Origin of the sequence: Enterobacter cloacae complex sp. 302F9, assembly GCF_050030335.1 — a bacterium.
Lineage (GTDB): Bacteria > Pseudomonadota > Gammaproteobacteria > Enterobacterales > Enterobacteriaceae > Enterobacter > Enterobacter hormaechei_C.
In genome coordinates, this window is the sequence record NZ_JBLGUC010000001.1 from 1,288,314 (window position 1) to 1,311,429 (window position 23,116).

Annotated in this window: 25 protein-coding genes; 5 read left to right on the forward strand and 20 right to left on the reverse strand. The window is 54.0% G+C overall.

Annotation, left to right across the window (positions count from 1 at the left end; translation table 11 throughout):
• Positions 1-37 precede the first annotated feature (37 nt).
• Both pagP and cspE read left to right on the forward strand, forming a co-directional pair.
• A complete protein-coding gene (gene pagP, locus ACQG0T_RS06075; RefSeq protein WP_426723750.1) occupies positions 38-613 on the forward strand; it encodes a lipid IV(A) palmitoyltransferase PagP in 576 nt (191 codons plus the stop codon).
• 190 nt (positions 614-803) lie between these two features.
• The gene (gene cspE, locus ACQG0T_RS06080; RefSeq protein WP_002439184.1) at positions 804-1,013 is read left to right on the forward strand and encodes a transcription antiterminator/RNA stability regulator CspE; all 210 of its coding nucleotides are present in this window, start codon (positions 804-806) and stop codon (positions 1,011-1,013) included.
• A 219-nt stretch (positions 1,014-1,232) separates the two neighbouring features.
• Here the strand turns inward: cspE and crcB are convergent, their stop codons facing one another.
• Positions 1,233-1,616: a fluoride efflux transporter CrcB gene (gene crcB, locus ACQG0T_RS06085; RefSeq protein ID WP_032103121.1), complete on the reverse strand. Its 384-nt coding sequence runs from the start codon at positions 1,614-1,616 to the stop codon at positions 1,233-1,235.
• A gap of 67 nt (positions 1,617-1,683) precedes the next feature.
• Between crcB and ACQG0T_RS06090 the strand changes: the two genes are divergently transcribed.
• Both ACQG0T_RS06090 and tatE read left to right on the forward strand, forming a co-directional pair.
• Positions 1,684-2,472, forward strand: a complete 789-nt coding sequence (locus ACQG0T_RS06090; RefSeq protein WP_032103123.1) for a deaminated glutathione amidase — start codon at positions 1,684-1,686, stop codon at positions 2,470-2,472.
• 125 nt (positions 2,473-2,597) lie between these two features.
• Complete coding sequence (gene tatE / locus ACQG0T_RS06095; RefSeq protein ID WP_003858723.1) at positions 2,598-2,801, forward strand: twin-arginine translocase subunit TatE; 204 nt, start codon at positions 2,598-2,600, stop codon at positions 2,799-2,801.
• A gap of 80 nt (positions 2,802-2,881) precedes the next feature.
• Here the strand turns inward: tatE and lipA are convergent, their stop codons facing one another.
• From lipA to leuS, 14 genes are all read right to left on the reverse strand, one after another.
• Positions 2,882-3,847, reverse strand: a complete 966-nt coding sequence (lipA, locus tag ACQG0T_RS06100; RefSeq protein WP_006809637.1) for a lipoyl synthase — start codon at positions 3,845-3,847, stop codon at positions 2,882-2,884.
• A 207-nt stretch (positions 3,848-4,054) separates the two neighbouring features.
• Positions 4,055-5,008, reverse strand: coding sequence for a YbeF family transcriptional regulator (locus ACQG0T_RS06105; protein ID WP_017694314.1), 954 nt, complete (start codon positions 5,006-5,008; stop codon positions 4,055-4,057).
• A gap of 291 nt (positions 5,009-5,299) precedes the next feature.
• The gene (gene lipB, locus ACQG0T_RS06110) at positions 5,300-5,941 is read right to left on the reverse strand and encodes a lipoyl(octanoyl) transferase LipB (protein WP_017694313.1); all 642 of its coding nucleotides are present in this window, start codon (positions 5,939-5,941) and stop codon (positions 5,300-5,302) included.
• Between the two features lie 94 nt (positions 5,942-6,035).
• The gene (gene ybeD / locus ACQG0T_RS06115; protein ID WP_003858718.1) at positions 6,036-6,299 is read right to left on the reverse strand and encodes a DUF493 family protein YbeD; all 264 of its coding nucleotides are present in this window, start codon (positions 6,297-6,299) and stop codon (positions 6,036-6,038) included.
• Between the two features lie 107 nt (positions 6,300-6,406).
• The gene (gene dacA, locus ACQG0T_RS06120; protein ID WP_023296113.1) at positions 6,407-7,618 is read right to left on the reverse strand and encodes a D-alanyl-D-alanine carboxypeptidase DacA; all 1,212 of its coding nucleotides are present in this window, start codon (positions 7,616-7,618) and stop codon (positions 6,407-6,409) included.
• 139 nt (positions 7,619-7,757) lie between these two features.
• Positions 7,758-8,864: an endolytic peptidoglycan transglycosylase RlpA gene (gene rlpA / locus ACQG0T_RS06125; RefSeq protein WP_271040599.1), complete on the reverse strand. Its 1,107-nt coding sequence runs from the start codon at positions 8,862-8,864 to the stop codon at positions 7,758-7,760.
• A 16-nt stretch (positions 8,865-8,880) separates the two neighbouring features.
• On the reverse strand, positions 8,881-9,993 hold the full coding sequence (mrdB, locus tag ACQG0T_RS06130; RefSeq protein WP_015571139.1) for a peptidoglycan glycosyltransferase MrdB: 1,113 nt from the start codon (positions 9,991-9,993) through the stop codon (positions 8,881-8,883).
• 2 nt (positions 9,994-9,995) lie between these two features.
• Positions 9,996-11,897, reverse strand: a complete 1,902-nt coding sequence (gene mrdA / locus ACQG0T_RS06135; RefSeq protein WP_015571138.1) for a peptidoglycan DD-transpeptidase MrdA — start codon at positions 11,895-11,897, stop codon at positions 9,996-9,998.
• A gap of 28 nt (positions 11,898-11,925) precedes the next feature.
• A complete protein-coding gene (gene rlmH, locus ACQG0T_RS06140) occupies positions 11,926-12,393 on the reverse strand; it encodes a 23S rRNA (pseudouridine(1915)-N(3))-methyltransferase RlmH (protein ID WP_003858701.1) in 468 nt (155 codons plus the stop codon).
• A 3-nt stretch (positions 12,394-12,396) separates the two neighbouring features.
• The gene (rsfS, locus tag ACQG0T_RS06145) at positions 12,397-12,714 is read right to left on the reverse strand and encodes a ribosome silencing factor (RefSeq protein ID WP_003858696.1); all 318 of its coding nucleotides are present in this window, start codon (positions 12,712-12,714) and stop codon (positions 12,397-12,399) included.
• A gap of 268 nt (positions 12,715-12,982) precedes the next feature.
• Positions 12,983-13,648: a nicotinate-nucleotide adenylyltransferase gene (nadD, locus tag ACQG0T_RS06150; RefSeq protein ID WP_003858694.1), complete on the reverse strand. Its 666-nt coding sequence runs from the start codon at positions 13,646-13,648 to the stop codon at positions 12,983-12,985.
• Positions 13,641-14,672, reverse strand: coding sequence for a DNA polymerase III subunit delta (gene holA, locus ACQG0T_RS06155; RefSeq protein WP_252051284.1), 1,032 nt, complete (start codon positions 14,670-14,672; stop codon positions 13,641-13,643). Before holA ends, nadD begins: the two co-directional genes overlap by 8 nt.
• Complete coding sequence (gene lptE / locus ACQG0T_RS06160; RefSeq protein WP_006809628.1) at positions 14,672-15,241, reverse strand: LPS assembly lipoprotein LptE; 570 nt, start codon at positions 15,239-15,241, stop codon at positions 14,672-14,674. The genes holA and lptE overlap by 1 nt, the downstream gene beginning before the upstream one ends.
• Positions 15,242-15,255: 14 nt before the next feature.
• Positions 15,256-17,838 (reverse strand): leucine--tRNA ligase, encoded by a 2,583-nt coding sequence (gene leuS / locus ACQG0T_RS06165; RefSeq protein WP_015571136.1) that lies wholly within the window; start codon positions 17,836-17,838, stop codon positions 15,256-15,258.
• Positions 17,839-18,052: 214 nt separating this feature from the next.
• Here leuS and ACQG0T_RS06170 point away from each other — a divergent pair, with 214 nt between their 5' ends.
• Entirely contained in the window at positions 18,053-18,535 is a 483-nt protein-coding gene (locus tag ACQG0T_RS06170; RefSeq protein WP_003858689.1) for a zinc ribbon-containing protein, read from the forward strand.
• A 56-nt stretch (positions 18,536-18,591) separates the two neighbouring features.
• On the opposite strand, the gene rihA is transcribed toward ACQG0T_RS06170, so the two are convergent.
• The 5 genes from rihA to ACQG0T_RS06195 form a co-directional block, all read right to left on the reverse strand.
• Positions 18,592-19,533 (reverse strand): pyrimidine-specific ribonucleoside hydrolase RihA, encoded by a 942-nt coding sequence (rihA, locus tag ACQG0T_RS06175; protein WP_252051282.1) that lies wholly within the window; start codon positions 19,531-19,533, stop codon positions 18,592-18,594.
• A 119-nt stretch (positions 19,534-19,652) separates the two neighbouring features.
• Positions 19,653-20,378, reverse strand: coding sequence for an amino acid ABC transporter ATP-binding protein (locus tag ACQG0T_RS06180; RefSeq protein ID WP_017382465.1), 726 nt, complete (start codon positions 20,376-20,378; stop codon positions 19,653-19,655).
• A complete protein-coding gene (gltK, locus tag ACQG0T_RS06185) occupies positions 20,378-21,052 on the reverse strand; it encodes a glutamate/aspartate ABC transporter permease GltK (protein WP_003858686.1) in 675 nt (224 codons plus the stop codon). Before gltK ends, ACQG0T_RS06180 begins: the two co-directional genes overlap by 1 nt.
• Positions 21,053-21,793 carry a glutamate/aspartate ABC transporter permease GltJ gene (gene gltJ / locus ACQG0T_RS06190; protein ID WP_015571133.1) on the reverse strand — a complete coding sequence of 247 codons (741 nt, stop codon included), beginning with the start codon at positions 21,791-21,793 and terminating at the stop codon, positions 21,053-21,055.
• 155 nt (positions 21,794-21,948) lie between these two features.
• Positions 21,949-22,854, reverse strand: a complete 906-nt coding sequence (locus tag ACQG0T_RS06195) for an amino acid ABC transporter substrate-binding protein (protein WP_003858681.1) — start codon at positions 22,852-22,854, stop codon at positions 21,949-21,951.
• Positions 22,855-23,116: the final 262 nt, after the last annotated feature.

Below are 23,116 nucleotides of genomic sequence, written 5' to 3' on the forward strand. Positions count from 1 at the left end.
AAGGTCTGCACCGAATACTAAATATGGTAATGGCATTGTGATTGTACGAATTAAATTTCCCCTGATTTTATTGTTTATTATTGGGCAGTTATCGTTTGCGTCTGCGGTTAATGCAGACAGCAATACAGCGGATAAAGGCTGGTTCACCACCTTCACGGATAACGTCGCGCAAACATGGAATGAGCCTGAGCATTACGATCTCTATATTCCGGCCATTACGTGGCATGCACGTTTTGCCTACGATAAAGAAAAAACTGACCGTTATAACGAGCGTCCGTGGGGGGCCGGCTTCGGTCAGTCTCGCTGGGATGAAAAAGGTAACTGGCATGGCCTGTACCTGATGGCGTTTAAGGACTCCTACAATAAATGGGAGCCTATTGGTGGCTACGGCTGGGAAAAAACCTGGCGTCCGTTATCAGACGACAACTTCTGTCTGGGGCTGGGCTATACGGCAGGGTTCACGGCGCGTGATAACTGGAAATACATTCCTGTTCCGGTACTGCTGCCGCTTGCCTCCATCGGCTATGGTCCGGCAACGTTTCAGATGACCTACATACCGGGTACCTATAACAACGGTAACGTTTACTTTGCCTGGATGCGGTTTCAGTTTTAACTGAATTTTTCTGCTAAATCGGCCAAAAAACGCACAGGCATTGAAATGTAAAGGATAAAAATCGAACAGCGAAAATTAACGCGACTTTTGTCACTTTTTATCAAAGATCCGCTGGACAAAACGCCTCACAATTGTTGTACTGATACCCGACACAGCATTTGTGTCGTTTTTTAATGTAAAGGTAATTTTGATGTCTAAGATTAAAGGTAACGTTAAGTGGTTTAATGAGTCCAAAGGATTCGGTTTCATTACTCCTGAAGATGGCAGCAAAGACGTGTTCGTACACTTCTCTGCAATCCAGTCTAATGGTTTCAAAACTCTGGCTGAAGGTCAGCGCGTAGAGTTCGAAATCACTAACGGTGCCAAAGGCCCTTCTGCTGCTAACGTAATCGCTCTGTAATTCAGACGCGTCAGCAAGAATTTCAAAACCCGCTCAATGAGCGGGTTTTTTTCGTTCTGAATCAACCAATAAGATAGATCTTCAGGAAGCTGGCGACGATCGCGACGCTTAGCAATACCATACCCACGCCTGACAGAGTTTCTTTCATGCTATCACCCTCGTTCAATATTGAGCCAAGAGTGACAGAGAAAAATTAAGCCAACATTAAGGTTGCCGTGCTTACTGTCCGCTGGCGGAGGAAAATAACCAGAATGCGATCGCAGTCATCGCAAACGAGCCAAGCATGTTAACGGCAATGTTCGTCAGCGCCCAGCCCATCCGGCCTTCCTGAAACAGAAACACCACCTCCGCAGAGAAGGTAGAAAACGTTGTTAAGCCGCCGCAGAAACCAGTTGTAATCAGAACCTTCCACATAGGGTCGATGTTGGTCATGCGATTAAACCAGGCCAGCCCCATCCCAATAATAAACGCCCCGATCAGATTTGCCGCCAGTGTCCCCATCGGAATAGCCTGATGCAGAGGGTTAAACCGCATGCTTAAGAGCCACCGCGCAACGCTACCCGTGCCTCCACCAATAAAAACGGCTATAAGTAGTTGTAACACTGTCCATACCTGCTATTTGCTGTGTAAGTGCGTCGAGTGTAACGCTGTTTTTAACCGGGAGACAATTATGTATGTTGCAGTAGGGCAGTTCGCGGTGACGCCGGACTGGAATGAAAACGCGGAAAAATGCGTCTCCCTGATGCATCAGGCGAAGCAAAAGGGGGCGTCGTTGCTGGTACTTCCCGAGGCGTTACTGGCCCGTGATGATGGCGATCCAGACCTGTCGGTAAAGTCTGCGCAAACGCTGGAAGGGGCGTTTCTGAAACGACTGCTGGCCGAAAGCGTTGGCAACACGCTCACCACCATCTTGACGGTCCATATTCCGTCCTCGCCGGGGCGCGCGGTAAACACGCTGGTGGCGATACGTGAGGGTGCCATCGTCGCGAGCTACGCCAAACTTCATCTGTATGATGCGTTCAGCGTTCAGGAGTCGCGCCTGGTCGATCCGGGGAGTGTAATTCCGCCGCTGATTGAGGTCGAGGGTTTTAAGATTGGCCTGATGACCTGCTACGATATCCGTTTTCCCGAGCTGGCGCTGAACCTGGCATTGCAGGGGGCCGAGGTGCTGGTTCTGCCTGCCGCGTGGGTCAAAGGACCGCTTAAGGAGCATCACTGGGCGACGCTGCTGGCAGCACGTGCGCTGGATACCACCTGTTACGTGGTAGCCGCGGGTGAATGTGGTAACAAAAATATCGGGCAGAGCAGGGTTGTCGATCCGCTGGGGGTGACGGTTGCGGCAGCAGCGGAGACGCCTGCGTTATTGCTGACGGAGATAATTTCCGCCCGAATAGCGCTTGCGCGTCAGCAATTACCTGTTCTGCGCAACCGCAGATTTGCGCCACCGCAATTAATGTGATGTTTTTTTCAACAATGCTTGATTCACCTTGTTACAGATTGCTATTGTGTGCACGCGCCAAATGACCGTTAATACGTTCAGGTTTTTTGGCGGAATGCAGCCTGTTTCATGTAAAGAAGGTATTTATGGGTGAGATTAGTATTACCAAACTGCTGGTGGTTGCCGCACTGGTCGTCCTGCTGTTCGGTACCAAGAAGTTACGCACGCTGGGTGGAGACCTGGGTGCTGCCATTAAGGGCTTTAAGAAAGCAATGAACGATGACGACGCGGCAGCAAAGAAAAGCGCCGAAGATGACATCACTGCACAGAAGCTTTCACACAAAGAGTAATGGCAATGCTGCAAGGCTTGCATAAAAAAACCGGCTCACGAGGCCGGTTTTTTGTTTTACTGTAAATAAATTTTACAGCTTTATTTCACTTCTTCGCCCTTCGCCTGCATATCGGCGTGATAAGAGGAGCGAACAAACGGACCGCACGCGGCATGGGTAAAGCCCATCGCCATCGCTTCGGCTTTCATTTCATCGAACTCATCCGGGCTCACGTAACGCTGTACAGGCAGGTGGTGACGGCTTGGCTGGAGGTACTGGCCCAGCGTCAGCATGGTGACGCCGTGGCGGCGCAGATCGCGCATCACTTCAATGATCTCAGCGTTGGTTTCACCCAGGCCGACCATCAGGCCGGACTTGGTTGGAATATGCGGATGGGCTTCTTTAAAGCGCTCCAGCAGCTTCAGCGACCAGTTGTAGTCTGCACCGGGACGTACCTGACGGTAGATACGCGGTACATTCTCCAGGTTGTGGTTGAACACATCTGGTGGCGTCGCGGTCAGGATATCGAGCGCGCGATCCATACGGCCACGGAAGTCTGGCACCAGCGTCTCAATCTTAATGTTCGGGCTTTTTTCGCGGATGGCGGTAATACAGTCAGCAAAATGCTGAGCACCGCCATCGCGCAGATCGTCACGGTCAACGGAGGTGATAACAACATAACGCAGCGCCATATCGGCAATCGTCTGCGCCAGTTTTTGCGGTTCGTTTGCGTCAGGCGCAACAGGACGGCCATGGGCAACGTCACAGAACGGACAGCGGCGGGTGCAGATGGCACCCAGAATCATAAATGTCGCGGTACCGTGATTGAAACATTCAGCAAGGTTAGGGCAGGAGGCCTCTTCACAGACAGAGTGAAGGCCATTTTTGCGCATCGCCGCTTTGATCCCCTGGATACGCGAAGAGTCGGCCGGAAGTTTGATTTTCATCCATTCCGGTTTTCTTAACAGCGCCTCGCGCTCTGTAGCCACGTTTTTAACCGGGATAAGGGCCATTTTATCGGCATCGCGGTATTTAACACCGCGTTCCATCACAATGGGTTTACTCATAGCGTGCGTGTTCCAGTTGCGAATATCGAAGGAAAGCGTTTCAATTCAAGGGAATGTTGTAATTATCAACTATTTTTGAACGAACGACAGGCAGTATATCATTTAAAGGGGCGATAAAGCAGCCTGCCATGTCGCCAATTTGTAAAATAGTTGTTGTTTTGTGCCTTTTGCCCCGCTTGCGGCAGGGGCTTGTGCTGAAAGGCGGGATCAGAACGCCTGGCGGATCACGTTAATGACGTTTTCCAGCACCGGATCGCGCAGGCTTAGCTTGTTGTAATGCAGTGAGATTTCAACAGATTCCGTCGTAAGTTGACTCAATGGAATGCTCTCCAGCGGCCAGCACTTTTGAAGCAGAGTGAAGAGACGCACAGGCATAATACAGAGCAAATCGCTGCTGCCAATCAGGGCCGCAAGGGTAAACATATTGTAACTGCTGAAGCTGATCAGACGGTCCGGGAACAGTTCGTCAATACGCTGGCGCAGCGGATCCGGACCCTGTCCCTCGGACATAAAGGTTGCATGTTCGTAATGACGCAAATTTTCAGGCGTCAAAGCTGCGCCCAATGCAGGATGATTCTGACGACACACGAGCGCCAGAGAGTCGGTATAGAGAACGTTATGCCCTAATGCCCTGGCCGCGAAGCTGTTGCTGTCGATGATCAGGTCCGTCTGGAATTGTGCCAGCTGAGTTTCCGGATCGTTAACGGGCACGTTGCGGATCAGCAGCTGTGGCGCATGCTGTTTAACAGCCTGGTAAATAGCGGGCATGACCAGAACGCCCACAGAGGGAGAGGTGCCTATGGTGATGGTTCGTTGCTTATCGTAACTGCCGGTGAGATCCAGCGCGCCCAGAATCGATTCCAGACCCTGGCTGATGTACTCATGCAGATGGGTGGCGTACGCGGTGGGGGTTACGCCCTGGCCTTTACGAATAAATAAGGGATCGGGAAATATCGCGCGCAATTTTTGAATTGACTGGCTAATAGCGGAGGGCGTGAGATTAAGAATTTTCGCAGCATTAACGATACCTTTGTGGACATATACCGCCTCAAAAATAGTCAATAAATTGAGATCAATATTACGTAAAGTCCGGAAAATTTGCGGCTTATCTTCGCCGCTGGTTTCATTCAGGCGTTTGGCTGGTAAATTAGTAGGCTCCACGCTCTTACTCCGTATCCATTCACAATATGAATGATAGTTGAATTTATTTATTATGCTTGCAGAGATTCGTAAAGTGTTTCGCAAGTTTCCCTTGTTTATCGAAAACAAGCAGTTGGGTGATTATCACGCACGTTACACGATACCCGGTGATGGTACTATTAAGGTTCTAATTAATATGGGACGCTAATATATGGGCGACTCGAAAATATAGAATATGCGGTTTATTGTAAAGCGTAAATGCGGCAATTAAGCAGTGGCTGGTCAAATAACCGAACCACTGCCGGAAGTGTGTTAGGCAGCAATATATTCGTAGTCAGGATTGTTAAGCAGCGCTAAAAACTTCTTCAGAAGCACGGGGCGGATATTCTCAGGGGTGGCGGTATCGACCCACTGGCGCATTTGCGTCATTTCCATACCGGCATACCCGCATGGGTTGATGCGCTGGAAAGGGGTCAGATCCATATTGATATTCAGCGCCAGCCCGTGGAACGAGCAGCCTTTACGGATACGCAGCCCCAGCGAACAGATCTTCATCTCTCCAACATAGACGCCCGGGGCATCGGCGCGAGGGTGAGCATCGATACCGTACTCAGCGAGCGTGTTCACCACGGTTTGTTCCAGTAAGGTCACGAGCTCACGCACGCCCAGCTTTCTGCGTTTCAGGTTAAGCAGGACATACATTACCTGCTGGCCCGGGCCGTGGTAGGTTACCTGTCCACCGCGATCGCTCTGGATCACCGGGATATCACCCGTCATCAATAAATGTTCGGCTTTTCCTGCCTGGCCTTGAGTAAACACCGGCAAGTGTTCAACCAGCCAGATTTCATCAGGGGTGGTGTCATCGCGCATATCGGTAAATTCATGCATAGCCTGAGAGACTGGCTCGTAAGGCTGTAGCCCAAGATGGCGGACAAGAATTTTATCCTGGTACAAAAGGACGTCTCCGAAGACAAGGGAGAATAGGTAACGGGGAGTATATCACAGCGGGGAAGTGGGTTACCCGGCAAACCGGGTAACCTCAGGGGGACTACAGCACCATACGAACAATTTCGATATTGCCGAGCTCTTCGTACAGCGTCTCAACCTGCTCAATGTGTGTCGCAGTGATGGTGATTGAGACCGAGTGGTAGTTACCTTTGCTGCTCGGTTTGACTGATGGAGAGTAGTCACCCGGCGCATGGCGCTGTACCACTTCAACCACCTGATCAACCAGCTCAGGTTTCGCCAGACCCATTACTTTGTAAGTAAAAGGGGTAGGGAATTCAAGCAGTTCGTTAAGTTTGGTTTTCATGTCAGCTCCGGCGTGTGTATAAAAAATAATAACTCCCGCCACGGGGCGGGAGTTTTACTGATACGTAGTATATGGGGATCAAAATCACACTTTCAAGTGTTCAATTTTTAACCAAACCAGTGATGGAACATCAGCTTAATGTAATCAATGATTTTGCCGAAGAAATTGCCTTCAGGAATTTCCTCCAGCACCACCAGCGGGCGCTGATCGATGGTTTTGCCATCCAGCTGGAAGTTAATCGTACCCACGACCTGATTCTTTTGCAGCGGGGCGTGCAGCTCGGTGGTATTCAGCACGTAGCTGGCTTTCAGATCTTTCATACGACCGCGTGGGATCGTCAGATAGAGATCTTTGTCCACGCCCAGGGAAGCGCGATCGTTATCGCCAAACCAGACAGGTTCAGAGGCAAATTCTTTACCAGCTTTCAGCGGGTTCACGGTTTCGAAGAAGCGGAAGCCCCAGGTCAGCAGCTTTTTGCTTTCCGTTTCGCGGCCTTTAAACGTACGCCCCCCCATCACGGCAGAGATCAGACGCATCTGGCCTTCAGTGGCGGAGGCCACCAGGTTATAGCCGGCTTTATCGGTGTGGCCAGTTTTGATGCCGTCGACGTTCAGGCTGTTGTCCCACAGCAGGCCGTTACGGTTGGTCTGACGAATGCCGTTGAAGGTGAACTCTTTCTCTTTGTAGATAGAGTACTCGTTTGGCACATCGCGGATCAGCGCCTGACCGATCAGCGCCATGTCACGCGCGGAGCTGTACTGACCCTCGGCGTCCAGGCCGTGAACGGTCTGGAAGTGGCTGTTTTTCAGGCCCAGGGCGGAGACGTAGCTGTTCATCAGGCCCACAAACGCGTCCTGGCTGCCCGCTGCAAAATCGGCCATGGCCACGCAGGCGTCGTTACCGGACTGCAAGTTGATGCCACGGATAAGCTGAGAGACCGGAACCTGCATGCCTGGCTTCAGGAACATCAGCGATGAACCTTTGAACACCGGGTTGCCGGTTGCCCACGCATCGTTACCGATGGTCACCAGGTCGGTTTCTTTGAATTTGCCTGCTTTCATGGCCTGGCCGATAACATAGCTGGTCATCATTTTGGTCAGGCTGGCTGGATCGCGGCGGGCATCGGCGTTCTGTTCTGCCAGAACTTTGCCGGAGTTGTAATCAATCAGGATGTAGGATTCCGCGTCGATCTGCGGAACGCCAGGGATCATGGTCTTGATGTTCAGGTCGTCCGCGTGAGCTGTGGAGAACGCAGCAGCGCAAAGGGCCGTGGTCAGCGCCATGCGCTGCACAAAACGAGCAGAAAAAGTGGTCTTCATGGTCAGAACTACGACATCCGTGATGGAATTAAAAAAAGTGCCTTACTATAGCAAATGCTATACGGGCAGGCATCCGACTTTCATCATGAGAGTGTTAACGTGCTTTACACAAACTGACATTTCGGATACCACCGAATAATTATTTTGCAACAGCGATAAACGACTGGAGCTGCGCCTCGCTCTGCAAACGCTGTTGCAGGGACGCTGCCTGCGATTTGCTGGCAAACGGACCCATCTGGATACGCCATACCGCACCGTTTTGCTCAACGCGGCCTGGCACGCCAAACTGCTTGCTTAAACGCTGCTGATATTGCTCTGCACGGGTCCGATCGCTGACGGCGCCAACCTGAACCACGTAGCTGCCGCTCGCCGTCGCAGGCGCCGCAGTCTGCGTAGCAGCAGGCGCGGCCACCGGGGCGGGTTGTGTAGCGGGTGCAGCAGCGACGGGCGCAGGCGCTGGGGCAGGTTCATTTGATTCAATCACGCCCGGCGCTAACGTGGTGGGTGCGCCAAGGAAACCACTGCTTTTCACCGGGGCGCCGGTCGCGTCTTCACTTTGCAGCGTATCGTTGCTGATAGCACGCACTTCACCCTGCGGCTGTGCGGGCTCTGCCGGCGTTGAAGCGCCCCCCATACCACCGCTCAGATCCGGGCGAGCGGGCAGGGCATAGGTCTGTTTCGCGACCGTGGTACAGGCCGTGCCCGGGCCAGACAGTGAACCATCCTGCGCCACGATAATCGGGTCGATACGCACTTTAGTATTGTTTGAGGTGTTCAGACGGTCGGCCGCCGCGCGGGACAGGGAGATCACGCGATCGGTGCCGTAAGGACCGCGATCGTTGATACGCACCACGATCATTCGGCCATTCGCCAGGTTAGTGATGCGTGCATAGCTCGGGACAGGCAACGTCGGGTGTGCCGCCGTGATCTGCATCGGATCGAAGGTTTCACCCGACGCGGTCAGATTGCTGCCGGGCTCAGCATCATAGATGGCAGCAAAGCCAGCCTGGCTGAAACGGGAAGGATCCTGAGCGATTTTATAGCTTTTACCGTCGCGCTGATAATCCTGATTCACGCTGGCGTTCAGCGGTTCATAAACGGGATCGGCACCGCTAATCTCAACAATCGGGCCATTACAGACCGCAGGCTGCGGCGGCGCGACGGTTGCCTGTTGCTGACCATCATCACTTGTACAGGCGGCAAGTAAACTTGCTGCGATGCAGATCCCCAGCCACTGCTTACGCATTGCGATCCCCTTATTTTTATACGCTTTTGGACAACATTTTCCTGTGGGTATGGATCGACATGACGATACCAAACCCGGCCATCAACACGATCAGTGCCGAGCCCCCGTAACTCACCAGCGGCAGCGGTACGCCAACAACCGGCAGAATACCACTCACCATACCAATATTTACGAAGACATAAACGAACAAAATCAACATTAATCCGCCTGCCATCACGCGACCAAAGGTGGTTTGCGCGCGCGCGGCAATCCACAAACCTCGCATGATCAGCAGCACGTAGAGTGCAAGCAGCACCAGGATGCCAACCAGCCCTAACTCCTCAGCCAGAACGGCAAAGATAAAGTCGGTGTGGCGTTCCGGTAAAAATTCGAGCTGCGACTGCGTACCGTGCAGCCAGCCTTTACCACGCAGGCCTCCGGAGCCAATCGCAATCTTCGACTGAATAATATGATAGCCTGCGCCCAGCGGATCGGTCTCGGGATCGAGCAGCATCATAACGCGCTGACGCTGGTAATCATGCATCAGGAAGAACCAGAGGATGGGGATAAACGCGGCAACCAGCACCACGGCGATACCAATCAGACGCCAGCTCAGGCCGGACAGGAACAGGACGAACAGGCCGGAGAGGGCGATAAGAATTGAAGTACCGAGGTCCGGCTGTGCGGCCACGAGCAGCGTCGGCAGGAAAATCAGCACCAGCGCAATGGCGGTATTTTTCAACGACGGCGGGCAGACGTCGCGGTTAATAAAGCGCGCCACCATCAGCGGGACGGCGATTTTGGCGATTTCCGACGGCTGGAAGCGGACAATCCCCAGATCCAGCCAGCGTTGCGCCCCTTTCGAGATGGCGCCGAAAGCATCTACTGCCACCAACAAAATGATACAGAAAATATAGAGATAGGGCGCCCAGCCCTCGTACACGCGCGGCGGTATTTGCGCCATCACCACCATAATGACCAGACCCATGGCGATCTGGCCGATTTTACGCTCCATCATGCCGATATCCTGGCCGCTGGCGCTCCAGATAACGAGGGCGCTGTAGACCAGCAGAGCCAGCAGGATCAGCAGCATGGCAGGGTCGATGTGGATCTTGTCCCACAGCGATTTTTTATTCGGATTATCCGTCATGATTATTGGTCCTCCGCCGCAGCGGCTGCCGGGTTTTCAGCTGGCAGTTCGGTGTTGTTGTCACCCAGCATGATGTGGTCGAGGATTTGACGCATGATGGTACCCACCGCCGGGCCTGCGCCGCCGTTCTCCAGAATCATCGCCACCGCAACCTGCGGGTTATCATAAGGGGCAAACGCCGTCATGAGCTTGTGGTCACGCAGACGTTCGGCAATTTTATGTGCGTTATAAGTTTCATTCGCTTTCAGACCGAAGACCTGAGCCGTACCTGATTTCGCGGCAACCTTATACGGTGCGCCGGCGAAATATTTGTGCGCCGTCCCGTTAGGACGGTTGGCTACACCGTACATGCCGTCTTTCGCGATTTCCCAGTAGCCGGAATGAATGTCACCCACCGGCGGCTCGTGCGGCTGTATCCACGGCACTTTTTTGCCGTCTTCAACGGTGCTTTGCAGCAGGTGCGGCACTTTCACAACGCCATCGTTAATGAGGATCATCATCGCCTTGTTCATTTGCAGCGGCGTTGCCGTCCAGTAGCCCTGGCCGATCCCTACCGGAATGGTGTCACCCTGATACCAGGGTTTTTTAAAGCGCTTCAGCTTCCATTCGCGGGTTGGCATGTTGCCGGAACGCTCTTCAGCCAAATCTATACCGGTGTAATGCCCGTAGCCGAATTTGCTCATCCATTCAGACAGACGGTCAATACCCATGTCGTAGGCGACCTGATAGAAGAAGGTATCCGCCGACTCCTCCAGTGATTTGGTCACGTTCAGATGGCCGTGGCCCCATTTTTTCCAGTCGCGGTAGCGTTTCTCAGAGCCAGGTAACTGCCACCAGCCGGGGTCAAACAGACTGGTATTGCGGGTGATGACGCCCGCGCTTAGCGCAGACACGGCGACATACGGTTTAACCGTTGAAGCTGGAGGATAAACCCCCTGCGTCGCGCGATTCACCAGCGGCGTGTTTGGATCGTTGAGCAGGCCGGAGTAATCCTTGCTGGAGATGCCATCCACGAACAGGTTCGGATCGTAGCTTGGCATGGAAACCATCGCCAGAATGCCGCCGGTACGCGGGTCGGTCACAATAACCGCAGCACGGCTACCCGCCAGCAGCGTCTCGATATACTGCTGTAGCTTCAGGTCGAGCGTCAGATAGACGTCATGCCCCGCCTGCGGGGGAACCTCTTTCAGCTGACGGATCACGCGGCCACGGTTGTTAACTTCAACCTCTTCATACCCGGTCTGACCGTGCAGCACGTCTTCGTAATAACGTTCGATCCCCAGCTTGCCAATATCATGGGTTGCGGCGTAGTTAGCCAGCTTGCCGTCTTTATCAAGGCGTTCGACGTCTTTATCGTTGATTTTGGAGACGTAACCAATGACGTGCGTCAGCGCGGAGCCGTAAGGATAGTAGCGGCGTTTATAGCCTTTGACTTCCACACCGGGGAAACGGTACTGGTTAACGGCAAAACGGGCGACCTGCACTTCCGTCAGGTTGGTTTTTACCGGAATGGAGGTGAAGCGGTGAGAACGTGCGCGCTCTTTTTTGAACGCAGCGATATCGTCATCAGTCAGGTCGACAACGCTTCTCAGCGCGTTCAGCGTATCCTGCACGTTATCCACTTTCTCGGGCATCATCTCTATCTGGTAGATGGTGCGATTAAGCGCCAGCGGCGTGCCGTTACGATCGTAGATAATGCCGCGGCTGGGCGCGATGGGCACCAGCTTGATACGGTTTTCGTTTGAGCGGGTCTGGTAATCGGTATAGCGGACAATTTGCAGATTATAGAGGTTGGCGATCAGCACGCCGGTAAGCAGCAAAATCCCCGTAAAGGCGACCAGCGCCCGGCGCACAAACAGCGCGGACTCAGCCGTATAGTCGCGAAAAGAATTCTGTAGTTTCATCCGCTGCTTAAATTACCCTGGTCAGTCATTACTCGCGGTGATAAGGGTGGTTGGTAGTGATGCTCCATGCGCGATACAAACTTTCTGCCACTAGAACCCGTACAAGCGGGTGGGGCAGCGTCAGCGCCGAGAGTGACCAACTTTGTTCTGCTGCCGCTTTGCAGGCGGGAGATAACCCCTCTGGTCCGCCAATCAACAGACTGACGTCCCGACCATCCTGCTTCCAGCGCTCCAGTTCGTGCGCCAGCTGCGGCGTATCCCAGGGTTTGCCCGGAATATCGAGGGTCACGATGCGGTTTTTGCCTGCGGCAGCCAGCATCAGTTCTCCCTCTTTATCGAGAATACGTTTGATATCTGCGTTCTTGCCGCGCTTTCCTGCTGGGATCTCCACCAGTTCGAACGGCATATCTTTTGGGAAACGACGCAGATACTCAGTAAAACCGGTTTGTACCCAGTCCGGCATTTTGGTGCCGACGGCGACCAGTTGCAACTTCACGCATTAACCCCAGAGTTTTTCCAGCTCATACAGGCGACGGCTCTCTTCCTGCATGACGTGGACAATCACATCGCCGAGATCGACAACCACCCAGTCAGCGGTCGCTTCACCCTCAACGCCCAGCGGAAGCAGCCCTGCCGCGCGCGATTCCTGAACAACATGGTCAGCAATCGAAACAACGTGACGAGTTGAGGTCCCGGTGCAGATGATCATGCAGTCGGTGATGCTGGATTTACCCTTAACGTCGATAGCGATGATGTCCTGACCTTTCAGGTCATCAATTTTGTCGATAACAAAATCCTGGAGTGCTTTACCCTGCAAGTTTTCCCCCTGGGTGAATGAGATTGTACAACTATGAATTCGTGGTCAGTCAGTATACCTGAACTGACGCCAGTCGCGGGACAAATGTCACCGCCCGGCTTTTGAAGGCGGGTATCATCCCACCCTCCGCCTGATATTGCATCGCCATTTTTGTAAAACAATTTCTGTAAAGCAGCGATCGGCGGGAAAGTCTGGCAGCGGAGGATATCAGTATGGCTTAGCCTGTCAAGGCAGGATAATCATTAACGGACAATTTCGCCGGCGATGCTCAGACATCTGTACTTTTCTGATACAGACCGTGTGCGTGGATATAGGCCAGCACGGGCGAGGGGAGGAGATCGTCACAGTCTAAACCCTGCTGGAGACGCTCGCGGATGAGGGTTGCGGAAATATCAAACCACGGCGTTTCAGCGAGATAAATTTTCCCGGCGGGGAGACTGTGCAGGTCTTCTATATTGTCCGTCAGATGCGCGTCAAGCCACTGCTGATGCTGTGCGTCGCGCATGGTCAGCGGGTAGCCCGGACGGCGGCAGACCAGCAGATGACTGTTTTCCAGAATGGTTTCGTACTGGTACCAGCTGGGAAAGTTGAGCAAGGAATCCTGGCCGATGATAAACGCCAGCGGTTTCATGGGCCCTTGCTCAGCGCGCCACTCCCGCAGCGTTTGCGATGTCCAGGAAGGGGTATCTCTGCGCAGTTCACGCTCATCCAGCGTGAAGAGAGGCTTATCGGCGATAGCCAGTGCGAGCATCGCTTTACGCTGCTCGCTGGTTGCTTCTGGCTGAGGACGGTGCGGCGGAACATTGTTGGGCATGATGATTACCCGCTGCAACCCAATCAAATTCGCGAGGATTTCTACCGGCTTAAGATGCCCATAGTGTACCGGGTCGAAGGTCCCGCCATACATTGCCTGTAAAGAATGCATATCACCCATCGATAAATACGTCTGCCAGCGCCTTATGGCAGAGCAGCAAAGAGAGGCTCTCCAGCTCCGCCCAGACAGACTGGCCGTAATCCTGTTTTAACGTCAGTTCGGCGCGCATCAGAAGTTGTACTGCCTGACGCAACTGCTCCTGGCTCAGGCGGTTTATCGCCTCCGTGGTCATCGCCCGACGGTTTTGCCAGACGCGATGTTTGTCGAATAAGGCGCGCAGGGGCGTGTGTGCTGACTGGCGTTTAAGGTTGTTCAGCAGCAGTAATTCGCGCTGGAGCGTACGGAGCAGAATGACCGGCTCACTCCCTTCCAGGCGCAGCTGTTGCAGGATGTGCAGAGCACGCTTACTTTTCGCCGACAGCAGCGCATCAACCCAGTGGAAGGGGGTAAAGTGCGCGGCATCATTCACCGCCTGTTCCACGCGCGGCAGCGTCAGCTTACCATCGGGCCACAGCAGGGCGAGCCTGTCCAGCGCCTGCGCCAGTGCCAGAAGGTTGCCTTCGTAGCAGTAGCACAGGAGCTGACTGGCGGCCTCATCCAGCTGCAAATTGTTCTGCTTTGCTCGCGCGGCAACCCATTTTGGCAGATGCGCCTGCTCTGGCGTCTGGCAGGTGACCAGCACCGCACTGGGGGCTAGCCGGGTAAACCAGGCCGCGTTTTCCTGCGCTTTTGTGAGTTTGTTGCCGCGTACGATAAGCAGCAGATCGCCGTGTAACAAACTCACCAGCATAGCCAGCTGTTCATTGATGGCAGCGTTAGGACCATTCTCCGGCAGCAGGATCTGGATTGTCTGACGAGAGGCAAACAGGCTCATGGCCTGACAAAGCGAGAAGATAGCGTTCCAGTCGGTACTGTTATCGATCTGGAACGTATGATGTTCATCGAAACCCTGCGCGGCTGCCGCATGGCGAACCGCATCAAGGCTTTCCTGAAGTAACAGGGGGTCATTGCCGAGTAGCAGATAGGCCGCGCGCAGCCCTTCGTTGAGCTGCGCGCGGAGTTGTTCAGGATACAACCTGATCATCAGTTACCCAGAGACGTTGGCATATCCGGCGTGCTGGCATCCGGTGTTTCGATGACGTCAGCGCCTTTTTTCGTCGACGCGGCAATGGCAGGCAGTCTGCGGATCAGCTGTTCCGCGGCCTTATCGTACATCTCTTTGATGATAATCTGCTGTTCGGCGTCTTTTGCCAGCGCCGTCTGCGGGTTATCGAAGAACGAGCGGTAGACTTTGGTATTGATAGGGTAAATATCTTTACCTGGCATCAAGACGGCCGCATCAACGGTAAGCACCATCTGATATTCCGCCGTCCGCCCATCCTGGAAGATCGAGGCCGTATCTTGTGACAGCGTTGATTTCAGGACGCGAAGCGAAGGAACATCCTGACGCAGGGTTCCCTTCTCGATCAGCTCAACATCGTTCAAACGCAGCTGGTTACGAATGGCCCGGCTCAGCGGTCCGTTCGGATCGGATGAGTCGAAGATCATTGTTTTCATCTGAGCAGGCACTGCCGTGGTGTTGCGCAGGTGCCAGCCACAGCCAGCGGTGACCAGCACCGCCAGAGATAAGAGTATTGTTGCCAGTTGTCGCACGTTTCCTCCCGCGCTTAGCCAACGACCAGATTCAGCAGTTTACCAGGTACGTAGATCACTTTACGTACGGTAACGCCCTCAAGGTATTTCGCGACCAGATGCTCCTGGCCTGCGCGCTCGCGAACCTGTTCTTCGGTTGCGTCGACCGCGACGGTAATTTTACCGCGCACTTTACCGTTAACCTGCACCACCACCAGCGTGGTGTTTTCCACCATAGCGGATTCATCCGCCACTGGCCACGGCGCGTTGTCGATATCGCCTTCGCCTTTCAGCTCCTGCCACAGGGTGAAGCTAACGTGCGGCGTGAACGGGTTAAGCATGCGAACGACCGCCAGCAGCGCTTCACGCATTAAGGCGCGATCCTGCTCGCCGTCCTGCGGGGCTTTCGCCAGCTTGTTCATCAGTTCCATAATAGCCGCAATTGCGGTATTGAAGGTCTGACGACGACCAATATCATCGGTGACTTTCGCAATGGTTTTATGTACATCACGACGCAGCGCCTGCTGATCTTCGCTCAGTGCAGCCACGTTCAGCGCTGGCGCATCACCCTGAGAGGTGTGCTCGTACACCAGTTTCCAGACGCGTTTCAGGAAGCGGTTTGCCCCTTCAACGCCGGATTCCTGCCATTCCAGCGTCATATCTGCCGGGGAGGCGAACATCATGAACAGACGCACGGTGTCAGCGCCGTAACGCTCAACCATTACCTGCGGGTCGATACCGTTATTTTTCGACTTGGACATCTTGCTCATGCCGGTATACACCAGTTCATGACCTTCGGCGTCTTTCGCCTTCACGATACGGCCTTTCTCGTCGCGCTCCACAATCGCATCAACCGGAGAAACCCAGTTACGCTCGCCGTTCGCGCCAACGTAGTAGAACGCATCTGCCAGCACCATACCCTGACACAGCAGCTGTTTTGCCGGCTCGTCGGAGTTGACGAGGCCTGCGTCACGCATCAGTTTGTGGAAGAAGCGGAAGTAGAGCAGGTGCATGATGGCGTGTTCAATGCCACCGATGTAGATGTCTACCGGCAGCCAGTAGTTTGCTGCATCGGAATCCAGCATGCCTTCTTTGTACTGCGGGCAGGTGTAGCGCGCATAGTACCAGGAGGATTCCATAAAGGTGTCGAAGGTGTCGGTTTCACGCAGCGCTGGCTGACCGTTGACGGTGGTTTTCGCCCACTCAGGATCGGCTTTGATCGGGCTGGTGATGCCGTCCATGACCACGTCTTCCGGCAGGATCACCGGCAGCTGATCTTCCGGCGTTGGCATCACGGTGCCATCTTCCAGAGTCACCATTGGGATTGGCGCACCCCAGTAACGCTGACGGGAAACGCCCCAGTCGCGCAGACGGTAGTTCACTTTACGCTCGCCCACGCCCAGGGAGGCCAGCTTGTCGGCGATTGCGTTGAAGCCTTCTTCGAAGCTAAGGCCGCTGAACTCACCGGAGTTAAACAGGGTGCCTTTTTCAGTCAGCGCTTGCTCAGAGAGATCGGGCTCAGAGCCGTCAGCGGCAAGAATAACAGGCTTGATGGTCAGGCCGTATTTGGTGGCAAATTCGTAGTCGCGCTGGTCGTGACCCGGCACGGCCATCACTGCGCCTGTGCCGTATTCCATCAGTACGAAGTTGGCTGCCCAGACAGGGATCGCTTCGCCCGTCAGCGGGTGAATGGCTTTAAAGCCGGTATCAACGCCTTTTTTCTCCATCGTCGCCATGTCGGCTTCGGCCACTTTAGTATTGCGGCATTCGTCGATGAAGGTCGCCAGTTCCGGATTGTTTTCTGCCGCTTTCTGCGCCAGCGGGTGACCTGCGGCCACGGCCAGGTAGGTCGCGCCCATGAAGGTGTCCGGACGGGTGGTATAGACGGTCAGGGTCTGGTCGTAGTTCTCAACGTTGAAGGTAATTTCCACACCTTCGGAACGGCCGATCCAGTTGCGCTGCATGGTCTTAACGGTATCTGGCCAGTGGTCCAGATTATCCAGATCGTTCAGCAGTTCGTCAGCGTAGGCGGTGATTTTGATAAACCACTGTGGGATCTCTTTACGCTCTACTTTGGTGTCGCAGCGCCAGCAGCAGCCGTCGATAACCTGCTCGTTCGCGAGAACGGTCTGGTCATTCGGACACCAGTTAACGGCAGAGGTCTTCTTGTACACCAGGCCTTTTTTATACAGCTCGGTGAAGAATTTCTGCTCCCAGCGGTAGTATTCCGGGGTACAGGTTGCCAGCTCGCGGCTCCAGTCATAGCCAAAGCCCAGCATTTTCAGCTGGTTTTTCATGTACGCAATGTTGTCGTACGTCCACGGAGCCGGTGCCGTGTTGTTTTTCACCGCCGCGCCTTCAGCAGGCAGGCCGAACGCATCCCAGCCGATAGGCTGAAGAACGTTTTTGCCCAGCATACGCTGGTAGCGCGCAATCACGTCACCGATGGTGTAGTTACGCACGTGGCCCATGTGTAGTCGACCAGAAGGATAGGGAAGCATCGACAGGCAGTAATACTTCTCTTTGCTCTCGTCTTCGGTTACTTCAAAGGTGCGCTTCTCGTCCCAGTGTTGCTGGACTTTTGATTCTATCTCTTCCGGGCGGTATTGCTCTTGCATGGCAGCCAGTGGTCCTGTGTTCAATACAGCTACAAATGTAGCCAATGGATGTGGTAATTCAGATCCGCATAGCATAGCCCAAACGCCCGCGTCAAAACAGCCTTTCACGCAAATGCACTTTGCAGGAATTTACCGGGTCTGTGCTTCACCTGACAAAGCGGCGGCGAAATAAGGTCTATTATTAGAGACAGTTACTTACCCGGGAGGCAAAATGATGAACAAGGTTGCTCAATTTTACCGTGAACTGGTAGCGACTCTGACGGAACGGCTGCGTAACGGCGAGCGTGATATCGACGCGCTGGTCGAACAGGCACGCGCACGCGTGACGCAAACGGGTGAGTTAACGCGAACCGAAGTGGAAGAGGTGACGCGCGCCGTGCGCCGTGACCTGGAGGAGTTCGCGCGAAGCTATGAAGAGAGCCAGGACGAGATCGCCGACAGCGTTTTTATGCGGGTCATCAAAGAGAGCCTGTGGCAGGAGCTGGCGGATATTACCGATAAAACTCAGCTGGAATGGCGTGAGGTGTTTCAGGATTTAAACCACCACGGTGTCTATCACAGCGGCGAAGTAGTGGGGTTGGGGAACCTGGTGTGTGAGAAGTGCCACCATCATATCGCCGTTTATACGCCGGAGGTGTTGTCGCTGTGTCCGAAGTGCGGGCACGACCAGTTCCAGCGTCGGCCATTTGAGCCGTAGGTAAAAGCAAAACTGTTTGCACCCTCTCCCTGTGGGAGAGGGGCGGGGTGAGGGCATCAGGCCGCAGAATAATAAGCCAGCCGCTCCGCCAGCAAATCCACAAACGCTTCCCGATCGATATCCACCATTACCGTGGTATTCGGCTTGTTTCCCGTCAGCGAGTAATAGTCCACCACCGTCATTCCCTGGGTATATTTCCCCTGTGTTTCCACACCAACCCAACGCTCGACCGTGGTAAACATTTCCGGCTTCAGCAGCCAGGCGATGGTGCATGGGTCATGCAGCGGGGCGCCGTAGAAGCCCCACTTCTCGGCTTTGTGATACTCCATAAAGAAGTCGAGCAGCTCGGCCACGGTCGTTGCAACCGGGTTGCCCACGGCGCGGAAGCGTTCAATATCGTCTGTCATAATCTGTGCCCGATGCGTCACGTCCAGCCCCGCCATCACAATCGGCAGGCCCGACTGGAAGACGATTTCCGCGGCTTCCGGGTCAACGAAGATGTTGAACTCTGCTGCTGGCGTCCAGTTCCCCAGCCCCATTGCCCCGCCCATGATGACGATACGGGCGATGTTGCTGTGCAGTTCAGGATGGCTGTTCAGCAGCAGCGCTACGTTGGTCTGCGGGCCGGTCGCCACCAGCGTCACGGGCTCTGCGCTCTCACGCAGCACCTTCGCCATGAGCTCGACGGCAGTGCAGTTTTGCGGTGCGAAATTCGGCTCCGGTAGCGCCGGGCCATCCAGCCCACTCTCACCGTGAACATTATCCGCAATGATCAGCTCGCGCATCAGTGGCTTAACGGCGCCACCTGCGACCGGAATATCGGTGCGTTTCAGCAGCGTCAACATCCGCAACACGTTTAGTAAGGTTTTATCCGGCGTCTGGTTCCCGGCGGAGGAGGTGACAGCTTTTACGTCCAGTTCAGGGGAAGCAAGAGCAAGGACGAGTGCGATCGCGTCATCATGACCCGGATCGCAGTCGAGAATAATTGGCTGTGCCATAGCGTTCTCCATTCTCAGCATTATTTGTGACAAGGTTAACGCTGCGATGTGACGCCGAATAGAAAAAGAGATCTAAAGCGTGAAGCAGTGCGCAATCCGCAGATTGCGCACTAAAAGGATTAATGCAGGATTTTGGCGAGGAAGTCTTTTGCACGTTCAGATTTAGGATTGGCGAAGAACTCTTCTTTCGGTGAGTCTTCAACAATTTTCCCTTCATCCATGAAGATTACGCGGTTGGCCACTTTACGGGCGAAGCCCATTTCGTGCGTCACCACCATCATGGTCATCCCTTCGTGCGCCAGCTCCACCATGACGTCCAGCACTTCGTTGATCATCTCAGGATCGAGCGCCGACGTCGGCTCATCAAACAGCATCGCCACCGGATCCATGCATAGCGCACGCGCGATTGCCACACGCTGCTGTTGCCCGCCCGAAAGCTGCGCCGGGAACTTATTCGCATGCGCAGACAGCCCGACGCGTTCCAGCAGCTTCAGCCCCTTTTCGCGCGCCGCTTTTTTGTCGCGCTTCAGCACTTTGACCTGCGCCAGCGTCAGGTTCTCAATGATGGACAGGTGAGGGAACAGCTCAAAATGCTGGAACACCATCCCTACGTGGGAGCGAAGCTGGGCAAGGTTGGTTTTGCGGTCATTTACTTTGGTGCCGTTAACGACAATCTCGCCCTGCTGGACAGGTTCCAGCCCATTAACGGTTTTGATAAGCGTGGACTTACCGGAACCGGACGGGCCGCATACCACTACCACATCGCCTTTTTTTACTTCTGTTGAGCAGTCGGTCAGCACCTGAAAGTGCCCATACCATTTAGAAACATTTTTCAGGGAAATCATTATACCGTCCTTTTCTTCAGCCAGCTGACCAACAGCGATGCGCTTAAACTAATCACAAAATAGACCCCGCCCGCGAAGAGGATCATCTCAACCTGCGTTCCGTCACGTTCGCCAATGGTGGAGGCGGTACGGAAGAAGTCTGCCAGACTCAGCACGTAGACCAGGGAGGTATCCTGGAACAGGACGATGCCCTGCGTCAGCAGCAGCGGAACCATGGCGCGAAACGCCTGCGGCAAAATAATGAGCTTCATGGACTGCCAGTGCGTCATACCGAGCGCCAGCGCAGCGCTGGACTGCCCGCGAGAGATACTCTGAATACCTGCGCGGATGATCTCTGAGTAGTAGGCGGCTTCAAACATGGAAAACGCCACCATGGCAGAGATCAGGCGGATATCGGTCTTTGGCGACAGTCCCAGTACGTTCTGTAAAAAGCCGGGAACAATCAGATAAAACCACAGCAGCACCATGACCAGTGGAATGGAGCGGAATACGTTAACGTAAGCCGTGGCAAACCAGGCGAGCGGCTTAAAGCTCGACAGGCGCATCACTGCCAGCAGGGTGCCCCAGACAATACCGACGATAATGGCGATAACGGTGATCTTTAAGGTGATTGCCAGTCCATCCAGCAGATAGGGCATGGAGGGAACAATGGAACTCCAGTCAAAATCGTACATTTATTTGCCCCCCAGATTGCCCGGCAGGCGTACTTTGCGTTCAACCAGGTTCATCACCAGCATGATGAAAGCGTTAATCAGAACATAGGCGAGCGTGATCGCCGTGAAGGATTCCCAGGCGTGAGCGGAGTAATCCAGCAGTTTGCCCGCCTGTGCCGCCATATCCACCAGACCGATGGTTGAGGCGATAGCCGAGTTTTTTACCAGGTTCATCATCTCGGACGTCATCGGCGGAACGATGACGCGGTAAGCGTTAGGCAGCAGTACGTAACGGTAGGCCTGGGGCAGAGTCAGGCCCATTGCCAGTGCCGCATTCTTTTGCCCGCGCGGCAGTGACTGTATGGCGGCACGTACCTGCTCGCAGACGCGCGCAGCGGTGAACAGCCCCAGACACAGCATAGAGGAGACAAAAAATTGTACGTTAGGATCCAGCTCGGCCTTAAACCACATGCCGAGATCTTCCGGCAGCAGTTCCGGGATCACCAGATACCAGGTAAAGAACTGCACGATCAGCGGAACGTTACGGAACAGTTCCACATAGAGCGTGCCAATCGAAGAGAGAAAACGGTTAGGGACGGTACGCAGAATACCGAACAGCGAACCGACAAGAAACGCGATAATCCACGCCGTTATCGATAACGCAACGGTAACCTGAAAGCCGCTCCACAGCCAGCCGAGATAGGTGGTGTTGCCGAACGGGGCTTGTTGCAGAAAGATGCCCCAGTTCCAGTCAATTGACATAGTAAACTCCAGAAAAAAAAGGGTAGCAGCGCTACCCTCGAAGATTGGTGAGAAGCTCAATTTTTGCGCTGAGTGGGGAACGACCACTCAACGTATAGTCTGTCCATGCTTCCCGACAATCGAGAGGGCAGGAGATCCCGCCCCTGTCGTTCTAATTAGTTAAGAGCTTTGTCGTTTGGTGATTTGAACAGCGCTTTCATGTCGTCAGACAGTTCAAAGTTCATGTTCAGGTTTTTTGGTGGAATTGGGTTCTTGAACCATTTGTCGAACCATTTTGCCGCTTCGCCGGAGGTTTGCGCCTGAGCGATGGTGTCATCGATCAGTTTCTTGAAGTCCTCGTCACCTTTACGCAGCATACAGCCGTAGGCTTCTTTCGACTGGGCGGTACCGACGATTTCCCAGTTGTCTGGTTTCTTCGCTTTCGCGCGTTCGCCCGCCAGCAGGGCGTCATCCATCATAAACGCGACAGCACGGCCGCTTTCCAGGGTACGGAAGGAGTCGCCATGGTCTTTCGCGCTGATGATGCGCATGTCCATTTTCTTCTCGTCGTTCAGCTTGTGCAGCAGCACTTCGGACGTGGTACCGGAGGTCACGACAACCGCTTTGCCTTTCAGGTCAGCAAAATCTTTGATGTCGCCGCCTTTCTTCGTCAGCAGGCGGGTGCCCACAACGAAGATGGTGTCCGAGAAAGCGGCCTGTTTCTGACGCTCAAGGTTGTTGGTGGTTGAGCCACATTCAAAATCAAATGTGCCGTTTTGCAGCAGAGGAATACGGTTTTGTGAAGTGATGGGGATCAGCTTCACTTGCAGGTCAGGTTTGTTCAGCTTTTTCTTCACGGCTTCAACGATGGCGTTGGAGTAATCCTGTGAATAGCCCACGACTTTTTGCGTGTTGTCGTAGTAAGAGAACGGGACAGAAGATTCACGGTGGCCGACCACGATCACGCCGTTTTTGGCAATCTTGTCGAGAGTGCTTCCTGCTGCCGGAGCGTCTTCAGCGTGGACAACCCCCGCAGACATTCCCATAACCAGCATTGCTGTGGCCAGTTTACGTAATTGCATACCCAACTCCTTTCTTATCAGCGCCAGTGACGCATAGATACCCATTGTGATGTTGTTATATCTCGCGCAATGCGAGTGCAGTGTTATGCAAGCTTGTTAACATTTAGTCTGGCTTAATGTAAAGATTTTGCTGCGTTATTGTTTATTTTTGCGAAGCGCGCCGCACCATTCAGAGGCAATGATCCCTCGTTGCACCGTTTCGGTGCTACCGATGATCTACGCTGGTGCGACAAAGTTGCACGTTAAGCCAGACAGCGTTGAT